The organism is Enterococcus sp. LJL128 (genome assembly GCF_056924295.1).
Genome location: NZ_JBXPBP010000006.1, coordinates 95717 through 110203, shown reverse-complemented (window position 1 = coordinate 110203; position 14487 = coordinate 95717). Strand labels below are relative to the sequence as shown.

Genomic DNA, 14487 nt, shown 5'->3' with positions numbered 1-14487 from the left:
GTTATAGAAAACAAAATTTTCTCTACAAACTTCTGTTAAATACTGTTATTCTACATAATTTTTTAAAGCAACGGCTGTATCGGTGTAACCCATCTTTTCGAGAACAGTCAACAGCTCTGCAAAACTTCCCAATGAGTGAGAGTTATTGCTGCTTTTTAAAACTTTCTCCAAAGAAGCCTCAATCGTCAGCTTTTGAAATAGTTTATTACTATTCTCAGCGTATGCTTTGGCCTCTTCAAAATAGAAAACCGCCTGTCTGGCATCCCCATCTTCCAGTAGCAGCTGTCCCAGATTTAAGCCTAGATGGATAACTACATTATTTTCTTTTGTAAAATACTCATATTTTTTGAATGCTTTTGTCGCTCGTTGGTAGAGAAAGACAGCTTCTTCTATCTCAAAAATACGCAAAAAATTATTTAGCCGCCGAAAATCAGCAAATAGCCAGTCTTCTGTCTGAAACAAAACAGGCTTCATCACTGTAGTAATGCTTGTCAATGTCTCATATGCAGGTAGATGATGTTCCAGAAGAGCTAACTGAGATAGGAGATACAGCTCGAAAAAATTTGTACCATTCTCTTTTTCTCCACAAATATTCTGTGAGACCTGCAGCAGCTCCTGTTTATTTCTTCTATTTTCTGCATAAATTAACTGTCTGTATAAGTGCTCATACGAATCTACCTGATAATTATTGTTTATGTAGATAAATTCATCAACTTCAACATTAAGTCTCTTTAATAGCTGAATCACTTTATCAAATCCCGGGATGTATTCTTCATTTTCAAATCGTGAAAGATTGGAGCGGCTCATAATTGCTTGGCAAAGCGTTTGCTGACTCACATTCCGCGCCAGTCTCAATTTTCTGATAGTTTTTCCGTAATGTTCCACTTTCCCACCTCGATAGTGAGTATTCTCACCTCAAATTTTTTGTCTATGATTACCATGATAACATAGAAAAAAAGGGGGCAAATATTGTCATTATTAGTAAGAACAAACAAAATACTATTCTTCTTGGTGAAACATTTATCAGCAGGATTGCTATGTTTATGAGTGTTCCGTTTCTTATGATTTATTTATCAGAAACCTTCCATTTCTCTACCTGGGAATTAAGTCTTATTGTCGGAGTCAATCCTTTGTGCAGTATGCTTTTTGGTCCGATAGGCGGGCATCTATCGGATAAATTCAAGCTAAATCAGGTAGTATGCCTAGTGTCCTTTGTCTGGGGGATGACTTTTATTGGATTAACCACTGTATCAACAGTGCCGCTATTTTTTCTTTTAAACGGATTTAGCGGAATTTGCTATGTTATTCATGAATCGACAGTCAAGAAAATTCTATCTTTCAATTCTTCTTTAAAAAATAGGAAAAAAGTCTTTACCACTAGATACTGGCTTTTAGCTGTAGGTGCTTTTCTAGGCCCGTTGATTCAGACGGCAGGTTCTATCTCTGTTCCTACAGCTTACAGCATGCTAGGGGGAGCATATGTCATTTTCAGCTGCTTGAATGTCTGGATCTTTTCTTCCTATTCTCAGAAAGAAACGCAGCAAATCACTAAAAAGATTTTCGCTTTACCTCAAGATAGGAAACAGTTTCGAAGCTTTTTGATCTTTTTAGCAGGAATCGCTTTTTCCTATTTTGCCTATGCGCAATTTCAGTCTACTGTTTCATTATTCTTCATTTCTGAGCCAATGATTGCATTAGGACAGCAGAAATACAGCTTGATGCTGTCTCTTTCTTCTCTGTTAATCATGCTGCTCCAATTTCCCATGCTCTATTTATTAAGAAAACAATCACCGATGAAGCTTTTAAAAATTAGCAACCTGTTATTTAGCTTCAGTCTGCTGCTAATTCCTTATGCTGCTCAAGAACTTTCCTTTTTCTTAATGATTATTTGCTATAGCTCCGGTGAAATTTTATTAGGCAGTAATTTTGATTATCAGATTGATGCCTTTTCAACAGATTATAATAAAGGATTCTATTTTGGTTTGGCTGAGCTTGTACGGATTGGCAATACTTTGGGACCAATTATTGGCGGCTCTCTACTGACGCTTTTTTCTGTGGATAACTTTCAGCTGGTTTTTCTACTTTTTAGTTTATTCACAGTCTGTGGTCAACTGTTCTTATGGCTCTACGAAAAAACTGCGGAATAGCGTATATGCTATTCCGCAGTTTTTGTTATGAAGATTTCGTTCTGCCGTTTGTTAATTTGTCCGGACAGGTGTAATTAGTTGAATAAAGTTCATATCTGCTTCCGTGGGTTCTAGCGTAAACGGACGAATCGGAGAAATGAATTTTACAGTTATTGATGTATCGCCAAATGCTCTAAGAGCAGCTTTCATATAATCAGGGTTGAAGGAAATCTCCAAAGGGTCTCCTGAAACCTTTTCATAATTTAATTCTTCTTCCACTTTCCCTACTTCTGGAGAGTTTCCGTAAAGTGTAACTGCTTCTGAAGAAACAGATAGGCGCACAATATTGTTACGTCCTTCATGAGATAGTAGAGATGCCCGCTCAATTGCTGCCAAAAATTCAGGTACATCAATATCTACTTCTGTGTTAAAGCTGGTAGGGATCAGACGGTTTGTATCCGGGTAGTTCCCTTCAAGTAGTCTGGAATAGAAATACATTGTTTTGGTTTTAAACAATACTTGGTTTTCCATGATACTGATTTCAACCATTTCCTCTTCATTTGTAAATGAACGGGAAAGCTCTAAAAGGCTTTTTCCTGGAATAACGATATTGAAATTTTCAGCTGCCTGTTCAATTGGAATTACCCGTTGACTTAAGCGATGTGAATCCGTTGCAACGGCAAGCAGCTGTTGGTTTTCCAAGACAAAATGTACACCTGTCAGAATTGGGCGGCTTTCGTGTAGCGAAACAGCAAAGCTGGTTTCATTGATAATTTTAGTCAAAAGATGAACCGGCAGCTGAATTTGATTTTTGGCATCGATAACAGGAAGGTGTGGATAATTATCTGCATCCAAACCATTTACGGTAAAATCAGCTTTTCCAGAGGTGATTGCGACCTGATTATTTTCTAAAACTTCTAATGTAACTGTTTCTTCAGGAAGTTTTCTAATAATTTCTCCAAAGAAGCGGGCTTGTAAAACAATACTACCGGTTTTTTCAATGGTCATTTGTGCTTTTTCATCTTCCACACTTAAAAAACTTTCTATGGAAATATCCGCATTGCTGCCTGTTAATGATAAGCCTTCCTCTGTTAATACGATTTTAACACCTGTTAAGATGGGAATAGTCGTTTTAGATGAAATCGCTCGTTGAACAGTTTGCAGTTCTTGTAAAAACATACTGCGTTTAATCGTTAGCTTCATTCGTGTAGACACTCCTTTGAATTTAAAATTTGATAACTTGGCAGGCTTCCTTTACTTTTATATTATATATTAAAAGATAATAAAAGTAGTAGGGCCTGTTAATCTTGTGGAAAAGTAGGAAAGTGCAGGAAGTACAAGAACTTTACCCTGTGGATAATTTGTGGATAACTTTTTAGAAACTTGAAAACTTATCCACATTAAGAATTCAGCAGATTTTTAATTTCGCTGACTTCTTTTTGAATCGTCGGATCATTTTCCATCAGCTGCTGAATCTTTTCATGGGCATGAATGACTGTTGTATGATCCTTGCCGCCAAATTCTGCACCAATTTTTGGTAACGAGCTGTCTGTCAGTTCTCTTGAGAGATACATAGAAATCTGTCTAGGAACAACAATTGTTTTTACTCTCTTCTTACCTTTTAAATCTTTCAGGTGGATATGATAATATTTCGCTACCTCTTCTTGAATTTGCAAGATAGAAAGATCGTTCTTACTGCCGACAGCTTTTAGCGATTTTAAAGCGTCTGCAGCTAAGCTTGTTGTAATATCTTGACCGTTGATAGTTGCATAAGCTTGAACACGCACTAGTGCGCCTTCTAATTCCCGGATATTAGAATCAATCTGTCCAGCAATATAGCTTAATGTATCATCAGGAATTTCAAGTCGTTCTGCATCCGCCTTTTTGCGTAGAATAGCAATTCTCGTTTCCAAATCAGGAGGAGTGATGTCTACAGAAAGTCCCCATGCAAAGCGGGAAACAAGTCGTTCAGGTAATTTTGGAATATCATTGGGCGGACGGTCGCTGGTCAGCACAATTTGCTTATTTTCATTATAAAGATCATTGAAGGTATGGAAAAATTCTTCCAGTGTTGCTTCTTTTTCAGCAAGAAACTGAATATCATCTACTAGAAGTAAATCAACATTTCGATATTCGTTTCGAAATTCTTCAGACTTTTTCGTTTGAATAGATGTGATGAACTCATTGGTGAATGTTTCACTGCTGACGTATTTAATTTTTGCATTAGGCCGGCTTTGCAGCATTTGATGCCCAATAGCATGCATTAAATGGGTTTTACCTAGACCAACGCCTCCATAAAAGAATAACGGGTTATAGATAGAACCAGGATCTTCTGCGACGACCAGTGCAGCTGCATGGGCCATCTGATTTCCTTTACCGATAACAAAGGTATCAAAAGAATACTTGGGATTTAACATGGTTTTCTTGGAATGATCAAGAATCTCCCGAGGCTCCGGCTGCTCTCGTTCGGGTTCTGCAGCGGCAGCATGCTCTCCACTAACAACAAAATGAGGAATAATTTCGCTTCCAGTCATCTGAAAGCCGATTTCGACAATTTTTGCTGCTAAATTTTTCTCCCAGTAATCTCTGTGGACGGCAGAAGGGACCTCCAGCCACAGTTGACTGTTCTCCAGCTTTAACGGGTTGGTTGTTTTAATCCAGGCATCAAAGCTAGGCGCAGACAAAACGGACTGATAAGCTGTTTCTAAATTTTTCCAGAAACTTTCCACATCTGGCATTGTGAGACCTCCTTGTAAATGAATATGAAAAGTCTTATCTCATTATTGATTCGCAAATTAGATTTTAGCATTTTTTGAAGAGTTTTTCCACAGGCAAATCAATATTGTGGAAAATAAATCAACAAATAGGGAAAAACTTATCCACAAGAAGAATAGGAATCGGGGATAAGTGGGATTGTTCATAGTTATCCACAAGTCGGTAAGGATAAAAGGTCTTGATATAATTGGCTTTTTTTATATTATCCACAAAAAATAAATGGGGTGTGTATATCTTTTTCACAGGCTGTTTTTTTGTGTAAAACAAGTGGAAAAATCAAAGAGAAAAGAAATCAATAAAAAGGATATCCACAAAATATCCACTAGCAATAAAAAAATGTGGATAACTTTATAGAAAAAAACAGAATTATTTCCCGGAGTTTTATTGACAAATCAAGGGGCAATTCGTTATACTATCAAAGTATGTCTATATCTTAATTGGATAGATGGTAGTTCAGGAGGTGGAATTAATGAAAAGAACATATCAACCAAATAAACGTAAACGTCAAAAAGTTCATGGATTTCGTAAACGCATGAGTACTAAAAACGGTCGCCGTGTGTTAGCAAGCAGACGTCGTAAAGGTAGAAAAGTAATTTCAGCGTAAACGCAGTACAAATCAACTTTTATAACGCTTATAAATAAGAACCCTTTATTATCTATACAACACAGTTGATGTATAAATAATAAAGGGTTCTTTTTAAAAGTTTTAGCGGTATAAATTTTATTAAAGAAACGAACTGATGGAATGTTTTCCAAGTTTATCCGTATGAAAAATGTGTATTTTAAATCAGTTAGTCTAAAGGAAAGTATCTAGTTGTAATGCTGCTGTATGAGGAGGAAATGCTGACAGCTGAATGTTTCTGTTTAGGTAAAAGGAGATTTTCTGTCAAAGAGGCTGTAATAGAATCATACAGAAAAAAATAACTGATGAAAAAAAAGTGCAACAATGATAATATATAGAGTTGAAGTCATAAGAATTCTTTATTCTTCAATAAATAAGAAACTGTGAAAAATTTTTTAAGAGTATGCTATCATTATATAAAGCCCACTGAAGATACGGGCCTGGAGACTTTCAGGATTTATATAGACAGTAAAACCAATATAGAAACAAGGGATGCAGATGAAGAAGTCCTACAGAGTAAAAAAAGAAAAAGAATTTCAGCAGGTATTTTTGAATAAACAGTCCTGTGCAAATCGTAGATTTGTTATATATGTGCTGAAAAAAGAGCAGCAACATTTTCGTGTAGGTATTTCAGTAGGAAAGAAAATTGGAAATGCCGTGACTCGAAATGCTGTAAAGCGAAAGATACGGACAGCACTGTATACATTAAAAGATCAGATTGATGAAACATGTGATTTTATCGTCATAGCCCGGCCGGGTGTTCAGGAGCTGACATCTGAAGAGGTTTTGAAGAACTTGACACATGTATTAAATCTTGCAAAAATTTTGAAAGTAAGTGAGGAATAGATTTGTGAAAAAGTATAAGCGCCTATTATTAATGGCTGGTTTAGTCTCATTGGTTTTTGTTTTGTCAGCCTGTGGTACAGCACCAATTAGTGAAAGCAGTACGGGAATTTGGGAACGATATATCGTTTATTATTTTGCCGAAGCTATTAAGTTCCTATCTGTTTCGGGAAATACAGGGATTGGTATTATTCTGTTCACTCTGGTTATCCGTGTCATTTTACTGCCGCTGATGCACTTTCAGACAAAAAGTACGCGGAAAACACAGGAGCTGCAGCCTCAGCTGAAAGCTCTTCAAGAAAAATATGCTTCTAAAGATCAGGAAACTCAACGGATATTCCGAGAGGAGCAGCAGCGTCTATACGCTGAAAATGGTGTAAATCCATACGCCGGCTGTTTACCTTTACTCGTTCAAATGCCGATTATGATGGCACTTTATCAATCCATTTCACGTGTTCCTGAATTACGTGAAGGCAGCTTTTTATGGCTAAATCTGGCTTCGCCTGACCCATATCTTATTCTGCCGATTTTGGCAGCAGCGTTTACTTTTGCAAGTAGCTATTTGACAAGTATGAGTCAAATTGAATCAAATGCTTCCTTAAAAATAATGAACTATGTGATGCCGGTAATGATCTTCATGATGGGTCTGAATCTGGCCAGTGGTTTATCATTATACTGGGTGATTTCAAATGCCTTCTCAGTAGTCCAAACATTACTAATCAACAATCCGTTTAAGATCAAAGCTGAACGGGAAGCAAAAATTAATCAGCAGAAACAACTGGAAAAAGCACTGGAAAAAGCAAAAAATCCTAAGAAAAAGAGAAATAAAAAGCGATAAACAAGGGAGGTTTTGAAATGCCGGTTTATGAAGGTAATACTGTAGAAGAAGCAACAAGTAAAGGGCTGAATGCTCTGCAGCTGACAAAGGATGCTGTTGAAATCACTGTTTTGTCAGAAGCAAAGAAAGGGTTTCTTGGTTTAGGTAAGAAACAGGCACAGGTTTCGATTGAGCCGACAATCAGTGAGGAGATATCAGAAGCTGTGGAAGAAACAGTCGAGGATATTGTTGTTGCTGACGAGGCGGTTAAACAGGAACAAACAGAATCAGTCCAAGCGGCTACATCGGAAAAAGCTGTGGAAGAGCTGGAAAATCTTGGTGATGAGGAAGCAATCACAGAGCTTGCTTTGTATTTGACCAATATATCTAAAGAACTGAATGCACCAGCACTGGTTCGTTTAGAACGTACATCTGACAGTGTGATTTTCCATTTAGATACGAATAAACAAGGTATTCTTATTGGGAAGCATGGTAAGGTACTAAATGCTATGCAATATCTGGCGCAGGTCTTTATTCACCGGACAGCTGTAGGAAAACTTTCTGTTGTAGTTAATGTAGGAGATTATCGGGAGAAGCGTCAGGCAATTCTGAAGCGTCTAGCAGAACGAACTGCCGACAAGGTCAAACGTACAGGTCAGCCGGTATTTTTAGAGCCGATGCCTGCGTTTGAAAGAAAACAGATTCACTTTGCTTTAAGTAAAGATGAGTACATTAAAACCCATTCTGAAGGTGATGAGCCTTATCGTTATCTGGTTGTAGAGCCAGCGAAGAAATATTACTAAAAAATAGACAGCTTGCAATTTAAGTGCAGGCTGTCTGTTTTTTTATTACAGTAATAAAATCGTTAGGCAATTATTTACTATTAACTAAAGAATAACTTGCATCATAAGCTTAAGATACTTATATATTTATATAAAAATATTTTATAAAAAGAATGGAAAGCATGCTAAATGGTTGTTGTGTATGATAAAATAATCAATATAGAAGTGATGCAATGAAAAGCAAAAAAATTATGAATTAGTAAATGTGTTTTGAGAGAGAGGAATGATCTTATGGCCTATCATACATATGAATTTCTAAAAAAACGCCGAAATGAACCCAAATGGCGAAAAGCTTATATTTCTGCAAGAAACAAACGGATTATTTCAACGTTAATACTAATTAATCTGCTTCTTTGGGGGACAGTTCTTTTCATATATATTCAGTCCAATAACATAGATATTTCCACTTATATCAAGAATATTAAACAAACGATTATGAATACCTTAAAGTAATTTATGAAAAAAATCTTTTTAGCTGCTTGTTTAAAATGCAATAAACCATCAGTTTGAGAAAACAAAATAAGTTAGTCATTCGCCTTGGCTATCAGAAAAAGATTTTTTTATGACCGGAGACAATCTTTGTATAGACGAAGTACATTTTCTGTAAAAATTTTATCCAGTTCTGCAGCTGTATATCCGGTGCGCTTCAATACATCATATAACCTATTTACTGCCGAAGCATCAGGCAGCTCTTGTGACGGGATAATACCGTCAAAATCTGAGCCTAATCCGATACATTCAATACCGCCAATGTTTCGTAGGTGATTGACGTGAGCAACAAACGCTTCGAAAAGAGAGTGATTTCCATGGATAAGGAATTGATCAAAATAATTAATGCCAATTACTCCCCCGCGTTCAGCTATTTTTTTAATTAAGTTATCTGGTAAGTTGCGGTAATGAGGACAAACAGCTCGAGCATTTGAATGGCTAGCTACAAAAGGCGCCTGTGTATAGGTTAAAACGTCCTCTACCAACTGATCTGATCCGTGGGAAACATCGATAATCATACCCAGCGCTTCCATTCGCTGAACAAAAGGAATGCCTTGAGTCGTCAAACCCTGCTGATCAGACAGCAAAGTATTTGTCTTTTGATCAAAGAAAGCAGCATTTGGAAAGCCAATTTCATTTGGATAATTCCAGGTTAATGTCATCATTCGTACGCCTAGCTGGTAGAATTCATCAAGCTTTGCTAATTCCCCATGTGTAGGTGCACCCTCTTCCATTGTAAGAAGTGCACTTATTTTTTTATCATTTTGATTTGCTATGATTTCCTGATACGTTGTGACTGGACGTATCCAATCTTGATTTTTCTCCATTTCGGTATAAAAGCAGGCAGCCATTTCTTTGCAGACGGTGTACGGATCCGCAGTTTCCTCTTTATCGATAAATAAAGCGAAGTTCTGCAGTAGGTAATCGCCAGCAATCAATTTGTCTCTATCTATTTGAAAAGAACTTTTCTTTAAACAATCATTTGTCTCAGAAGATGGAGATTGATAAATTCTCATAATCGTATCACAATGCATATCAATAGTTTTCATACTCAAACAGCTCCTTAGCTTCATTTTTTATCTAATATACTCTTTATTGAAAAGCTCGTCTATAGCAGAAAATTGAAATGAATAAAATGATTAAAAAGCCATATTGAAAGTTAAGGAAGAGGTTACTCTTATGTATTATCAAAGAAAAGATAGGTGCTTCTTTTAAATGAGATTGATAAAAGGAGACCCGCTAACTATATTTTATTATAATTCCATGAACGGCATACATAATCGTAAAAAAGCAGTAATATCAGCATTCTTGATAGTTTTGCTTTTTGCGATGAGAATAGAAAATTATATGGTTTTTGTGGATGAAAGAATTGAATTGGAAATGCTTATGTATCAAGGTTTTTACTGAAAGGCATTGACAAGAGGGTATAAAAAAAGTATATTTTAATACGAAATCATTCTTATCAGCGTAGACAATGCGATGATAAAGTAGTTGAAGCGGCAACGCTTCTCCCAGCCTGATTCTTCCCAGAATCAGGTTTTTTTACGGGTAGAATAAAAAGCAGAGGAACTGATTTGTTAGTTCTTCTGCTTTTTTATTTTAGCCAATAGTTGTTTGAGTGAATTGAACAACAGTACCGTAAGCAAAAATTTCTATATACTTGTGATCACCCTGATCAACGAATTTCTCTTCAAAGTGGCAGTTGATTACAGCATCTGCTTCATATTCAAAAGCCATTTGCTTGAGCTTCTGGCAAACATTTTTAAAAATAGTATTTGGTTCTGCATCCGGAGCAAACAAATCTGCTTCTACCCGGTCTGTCGCGAAGATGATATCACGCAGGATATATTTTTTATTTACGTTTCCTGTAGATAAGGTAATGCTGTTCATTCGTTCAGTCATTTGTTCAAAGTTTTCTCTGTTTTTATGGGACATAGTGATGACCTCCTAATCTTTCTACATCTCTATTGTAATGATTAAAGAGGAGAAAAGCAAAGTAAATAGATACTTAAAATTATTACACCAATAACCTAAAAGAAATTCTTGCTTTCTGATAAATAATTTTATAAAACAACACAGGTTTCATAAATAATTAAGTATTAACAAGCCTGTTGAAAAAAATACAGAAAGAGTGAGATAGAAGTTTTAAACCTTGAGAATCAAATAGGTACTGATAAATATTTGTTTATCCCTTGTAGTCCAGTTCACCAATCAAGAAAGGATTTCTTGAGATGAGAAAAAATAAAAATGTAAGTTACTTTAAGTTGTTTTTTTTATTATTCAAAGTTAGATAATCTCCAAAGGGTATTCGTTTATTTCTGAAAAAGTTACTTCGGCGGCTACACGGTGCAGTTAAGTACAGTGGCTTGTGCTCCAGTTTCAACCTCTATTCGGATTTCAAAGAAGAGTTTGGATATTTTAGTTATGTTCAGAAATCTATTTGTAGTAAGTTGCTAAATCATTGAAATTATGCTATCCTATTTCCAGTAAAAAGCAATGGAATAAAGCAGTCAAAGTGCTAAATCCAGCCTTGAACTTACAAGGGTGGAGTGGGCGCTTTTTTTGTAGTTTAAAATACATAGATTAGTAAGTGTGGTAGAAAGAAAGGAAGACGATGATGCAGCAAATTACCTTGGAATTTGATACAATTGCAGCGATTTCTACGCCGCCGGGAGAAGGGGCGATCAGTATTGTCCGTTTAAGTGGAGATGAGGCGTTAGCTGTGGCTGACCGCGTGTATCGCTCCGGCAATAAAACATTGAAGGATGTCCCGTCCCATACGATTCATTACGGGCATATTGTAGATCCGAAATCTGATGAACTATTGGATGAGGTAATGGTTTCTGTCATGAAAGCACCAAAGACCTTTACCCGGGAAGACGTGGTAGAAATCAATTGTCATGGCGGTATTGTGGTGGTTAATCAGCTGCTGCAGCTGTTGTTGCGGGAAGGAGCCCGTTTAGCTGAGCCTGGAGAATTCACCAAACGTGCTTTTCTAAATGGCCGTATGGATTTGTCTCAGGCAGAAGCTGTGATGGATTTAATCAGAGCAAAAACAGATAAAGCGATGCAGGTTGCACTACATCAGCTGGATGGTAATCTTTCAGCTTTAATCCGTTCGCTGCGTCAGGAAATCCTAGAAACATTAGCACAGGTCGAGGTAAATATTGATTATCCTGAATATGATGATGTAGAAGAGCTGACGACGAAGCTTTTGTTGGAAAAAGCGGAGTTTGTAAAAACACAAATTGAAGCTTTGCTGACTACTGCCAAGCAAGGAAAAATACTGAGAGAAGGATTGAGTACCGCCATCATTGGCCGTCCTAATGTCGGGAAATCAAGTCTGCTGAATCATTTATTGAAAGAGGAAAAGGCGATTGTTACTGATATTGCAGGAACAACCCGAGATGTTATAGAAGAATATGTGAATGTCAGAGGGGTTCCCTTGAAACTGATTGATACAGCCGGGATTCGGGAAACAGAAGACATTGTAGAGCGAATTGGCGTAGAGCGCAGTCGAAAGGCATTGGCAGAATCAGATTTAATTTTGCTGGTTTTGAATCAGAATGAATCATTGTCAGAAGAGGATAGACAGCTTTTAGAGGCGACTGACGGGCTGAAGCGCATCATCCTGTTGAATAAGATGGATCTTGAAACAAAGCTGGATAGAGCAGCTCTGAAAGAGCTGGTAGCCGAAGAAGAGATTTTACCTGTGTCGGTATTATCTAATACAGGCATGGAACAGCTGGAGCTAAAAATTGCTGATTTGTTTTTTGGCGGCGTGACGGGTGAAAAGGATGCAACCTATGTATCTAACACTCGTCACATAGCTTTGCTGGATCAGGCAGCCCTGTCTTTGGATGAGGTAATTCGGGGGATTCAATCAGGAATGCCTGTGGATTTAGTTCAAATAGATATGACCCGCTGTTGGGACTATCTGGGAGAAATTGTTGGTGATAGCGTGCAGGATGAATTAATCACTCAGCTGTTTAGTCAGTTTTGCTTGGGGAAATAGAAGGGAAGAATAATGACGAATGAATCAATTTAATGCAGAAATGTATGATGTTATCGTGGTAGGAGCTGGACATGCCGGCTCTGAAGCCGCTTTGGCTGCTGCCCGTATGGGAAGTAAAACGATGCTTTTAACAATAAATTTAGATATGGTTGCTTTTATGCCATGTAATCCTTCTGTCGGAGGACCGGCGAAGGGTGTGGTCGTGAGAGAGATTGATGCTTTGGGCGGTGAAATGGGACGCAATATAGATAAAACCTATATTCAAATGCGGATGCTGAACACAGGCAAAGGTCCAGCTGTCCGTGCGCTGCGTGCACAGGCGGATAAGCATGCCTATGCAACAGAAATGAAGCACACGATTGAACAGACTGAAAATTTAACGCTGCGTCAAAGTGTAGTGGAAAGCTTAATCGTTGAAGAGGGTGTTTGTAAGGGTGTAGTCACGTCAACAGGCGCCAGATATCTGAGTAAAACGGTGATTATTACTGCGGGTACAGCTCTTAGAGGAGAAATCATCATTGGTGAACTGAAGTATTCTTCCGGACCGAATAATTCACTGCCTTCTATTGGTTTGGCGAATCATTTGAAAGAGTTAGGACTGGAAATTGCCCGCTTTAAAACGGGTACTCCTCCGCGCGTGAAATCAAGTAGTATTAATTACAGTGTAACGGAAGAACAGCCGGGAGATGAAGCGCCGAATCATTTCAGCTTTAGCACGCCGGATAGTTCCTACAATACAGAGCAGTTATCCTGCTGGTTGACTTACACAAATGAAAAAACGCATGAAATTATTCAAAATAATCTTCATCGTGCCCCAATGTTTACCGGAATTGTCGAGGGTGTCGGGGCGCGTTATTGCCCATCAATTGAGGATAAAATTGTTCGTTTTTCTGATAAGCCCCGCCATCAGCTGTTCTTAGAACCAGAGGGTGCAAATACTGAAGAAGTTTACGTTCAGGGTCTTTCAACGTCTATGCCGGAGGATGTTCAAACGGATGTATTACATTCAATTGCCGGTTTGGAAAAGGCTGAAATGATGCGGACTGGCTATGCTATTGAGTATGATGTGGTTGTTCCTCATCAGCTGCGGCCGACATTGGAAACAAAGGTGATTGAAAATCTTTATACAGCTGGACAGACAAATGGAACCAGCGGCTATGAAGAAGCAGCGGGTCAAGGACTAATTGCCGGAATTAATGCGGCTTTAAAGGTTCAAGGACAAGAGCCATTTGTTATGAAGCGCAGTGATGGCTACATCGGTGTGATGATTGATGATTTGGTGACAAAAGGAACGAATGAGCCTTATCGGTTATTAACTTCACGGGCAGAGTATCGTTTAATTTTGCGTCATGATAATGCAGATTTGCGTCTGACTGAAAAGGGACATGAAATAGGATTGGTAAAAGAGGAGCAGTATCAAAGCTATCTGATAAAGAAAGAGGCAGTTGAAAATGAGATTAAACGACTGAATACAGTCCGAGTGAAGCCAACGGCTGAAGTGCAGGCTTTTCTTGAGAGAAAAGGCTCTGTTCCGTTGAAAGACGGTGTTCTTGCCGGAGATTTTCTGAAGCGTCCTGAAATGTCTTACCGTGAGGTTCTGCAATTTATTCCGGAAAGCGAAGAAATTTTAGCTGATAAGGTGATTGAACAGGTAGAAATTCAGATTAAATATGAAGGCTATATCAAAAAAGCCATGGAAAAAGTTGATAAGCTGAAGCGTATGGAAGCAAAACGCATTCCGGAGAATATTGACTATGAAGCAATCAATGGATTGGCAACAGAAGCTAGACAGAAGCTGCAGAAGATTCAACCGGAAACAATTGCTCAGGCAAGTCGAATCAGCGGCGTAAATCCAGCAGATGTAAGTATTTTAATGGTTTATATCGAACAAGGGAAGATAGCGAAAGTACAGCCGTAATCCTTTGGTAATGAAAGAAGTTTATTCAAAAAGAGAGGCA

General features: G+C 37.8%; 13 protein-coding genes. 8 read left to right on the top strand and 5 right to left on the bottom strand.

Annotation, left to right across the window (positions count from 1 at the left end):
- Window positions 1-45: 45 nt before the first annotated feature.
- Complete coding sequence (locus tag AC1Z3K_RS09540) at window positions 46-885, bottom strand: helix-turn-helix domain-containing protein (RefSeq protein WP_461732582.1); 840 nt, start codon at window positions 883-885, stop codon at window positions 46-48.
- Window positions 886-947: 62 nt separating this feature from the next.
- Between AC1Z3K_RS09540 and AC1Z3K_RS09535 the strand changes: the two genes are divergently transcribed.
- On the top strand, window positions 948-2147 hold the full coding sequence (locus AC1Z3K_RS09535; RefSeq protein ID WP_461732626.1) for an MFS transporter: 1200 nt from the start codon (window positions 948-950) through the stop codon (window positions 2145-2147).
- A gap of 51 nt (window positions 2148-2198) precedes the next feature.
- Here AC1Z3K_RS09535 and dnaN read toward each other — a convergent pair whose 3' ends face one another.
- Window positions 2199-3329: a DNA polymerase III subunit beta gene (gene dnaN, locus AC1Z3K_RS09530; protein WP_461732581.1), complete on the bottom strand. Its 1131-nt coding sequence runs from the start codon at window positions 3327-3329 to the stop codon at window positions 2199-2201.
- 197 nt (window positions 3330-3526) lie between these two features.
- Window positions 3527-4864 carry a chromosomal replication initiator protein DnaA gene (gene dnaA, locus AC1Z3K_RS09525; protein ID WP_426083148.1) on the bottom strand — a complete coding sequence of 446 codons (1338 nt, stop codon included), beginning with the start codon at window positions 4862-4864 and terminating at the stop codon, window positions 3527-3529.
- A gap of 506 nt (window positions 4865-5370) precedes the next feature.
- Here dnaA and rpmH point away from each other — a divergent pair.
- The 5 genes from rpmH to AC1Z3K_RS09500 all read left to right on the top strand — a co-directional run bounded on the left by rpmH (window position 5371) and on the right by AC1Z3K_RS09500 (window position 8478).
- On the top strand, window positions 5371-5505 hold the full coding sequence (gene rpmH / locus AC1Z3K_RS09520) for a 50S ribosomal protein L34 (RefSeq protein WP_002356012.1): 135 nt from the start codon (window positions 5371-5373) through the stop codon (window positions 5503-5505).
- A 516-nt stretch (window positions 5506-6021) separates the two neighbouring features.
- Window positions 6022-6369, top strand: a complete 348-nt coding sequence (gene rnpA, locus AC1Z3K_RS09515; protein WP_461732580.1) for a ribonuclease P protein component — start codon at window positions 6022-6024, stop codon at window positions 6367-6369.
- 4 nt (window positions 6370-6373) lie between these two features.
- Window positions 6374-7204, top strand: a complete 831-nt coding sequence (locus AC1Z3K_RS09510) for a YidC/Oxa1 family membrane protein insertase (protein ID WP_426083143.1) — start codon at window positions 6374-6376, stop codon at window positions 7202-7204.
- A 17-nt stretch (window positions 7205-7221) separates the two neighbouring features.
- Window positions 7222-7986, top strand: coding sequence for an RNA-binding cell elongation regulator Jag/EloR (gene jag / locus AC1Z3K_RS09505; protein ID WP_426083141.1), 765 nt, complete (start codon window positions 7222-7224; stop codon window positions 7984-7986).
- Window positions 7987-8256: 270 nt separating this feature from the next.
- On the top strand, window positions 8257-8478 hold the full coding sequence (locus AC1Z3K_RS09500) for a hypothetical protein (RefSeq protein ID WP_461732579.1): 222 nt from the start codon (window positions 8257-8259) through the stop codon (window positions 8476-8478).
- Window positions 8479-8585: 107 nt separating this feature from the next.
- Here the strand turns inward: AC1Z3K_RS09500 and AC1Z3K_RS09495 are convergent, their stop codons facing one another.
- Both AC1Z3K_RS09495 and AC1Z3K_RS09490 read right to left on the bottom strand, forming a co-directional pair.
- Window positions 8586-9563, bottom strand: a complete 978-nt coding sequence (locus AC1Z3K_RS09495) for a dipeptidase (protein WP_461732578.1) — start codon at window positions 9561-9563, stop codon at window positions 8586-8588.
- A gap of 550 nt (window positions 9564-10113) precedes the next feature.
- Complete coding sequence (locus AC1Z3K_RS09490; protein WP_461732577.1) at window positions 10114-10449, bottom strand: heavy metal-binding domain-containing protein; 336 nt, start codon at window positions 10447-10449, stop codon at window positions 10114-10116.
- A 682-nt stretch (window positions 10450-11131) separates the two neighbouring features.
- On the opposite strand from AC1Z3K_RS09490, the gene mnmE reads away from it, so the two are divergent.
- On the top strand, window positions 11132-12529 hold the full coding sequence (mnmE, locus tag AC1Z3K_RS09485) for a tRNA uridine-5-carboxymethylaminomethyl(34) synthesis GTPase MnmE (RefSeq protein WP_426083256.1): 1398 nt from the start codon (window positions 11132-11134) through the stop codon (window positions 12527-12529).
- A gap of 19 nt (window positions 12530-12548) precedes the next feature.
- Window positions 12549-14447 (top strand): tRNA uridine-5-carboxymethylaminomethyl(34) synthesis enzyme MnmG, encoded by a 1899-nt coding sequence (gene mnmG / locus AC1Z3K_RS09480; protein WP_426083133.1) that lies wholly within the window; start codon window positions 12549-12551, stop codon window positions 14445-14447.
- Window positions 14448-14487: the final 40 nt, after the last annotated feature.

Excerpts from the sequence above, each read along its gene's own strand:
- dnaN (WP_461732581.1), bottom strand. The coding sequence starts at position 3,329 with ATGAAGCTAACGATTAAACGCAGTATGTTTTTACAAGAACTGCAAACT.
- dnaA (WP_426083148.1), bottom strand. The coding sequence starts at position 4,864 with ATGCCAGATGTGGAAAGTTTCTGGAAAAATTTAGAAACAGCTTATCAG.
- rpmH (WP_002356012.1), top strand. The coding sequence starts at position 5,371 with ATGAAAAGAACATATCAACCAAATAAACGTAAACGTCAAAAAGTTCAT.
- rnpA (WP_461732580.1), top strand. The coding sequence starts at position 6,022 with ATGAAGAAGTCCTACAGAGTAAAAAAAGAAAAAGAATTTCAGCAGGTA.
- jag (WP_426083141.1), top strand. The coding sequence starts at position 7,222 with ATGCCGGTTTATGAAGGTAATACTGTAGAAGAAGCAACAAGTAAAGGG.
- AC1Z3K_RS09500 (WP_461732579.1), top strand. The coding sequence starts at position 8,257 with ATGGCCTATCATACATATGAATTTCTAAAAAAACGCCGAAATGAACCC.
- AC1Z3K_RS09495 (WP_461732578.1), bottom strand. The coding sequence starts at position 9,563 with ATGAAAACTATTGATATGCATTGTGATACGATTATGAGAATTTATCAA.
- AC1Z3K_RS09490 (WP_461732577.1), bottom strand. The coding sequence starts at position 10,449 with ATGTCCCATAAAAACAGAGAAAACTTTGAACAAATGACTGAACGAATG.
- mnmE (WP_426083256.1), top strand. The coding sequence starts at position 11,132 with ATGCAGCAAATTACCTTGGAATTTGATACAATTGCAGCGATTTCTACG.
- mnmG (WP_426083133.1), top strand. The coding sequence starts at position 12,549 with ATGAATCAATTTAATGCAGAAATGTATGATGTTATCGTGGTAGGAGCT.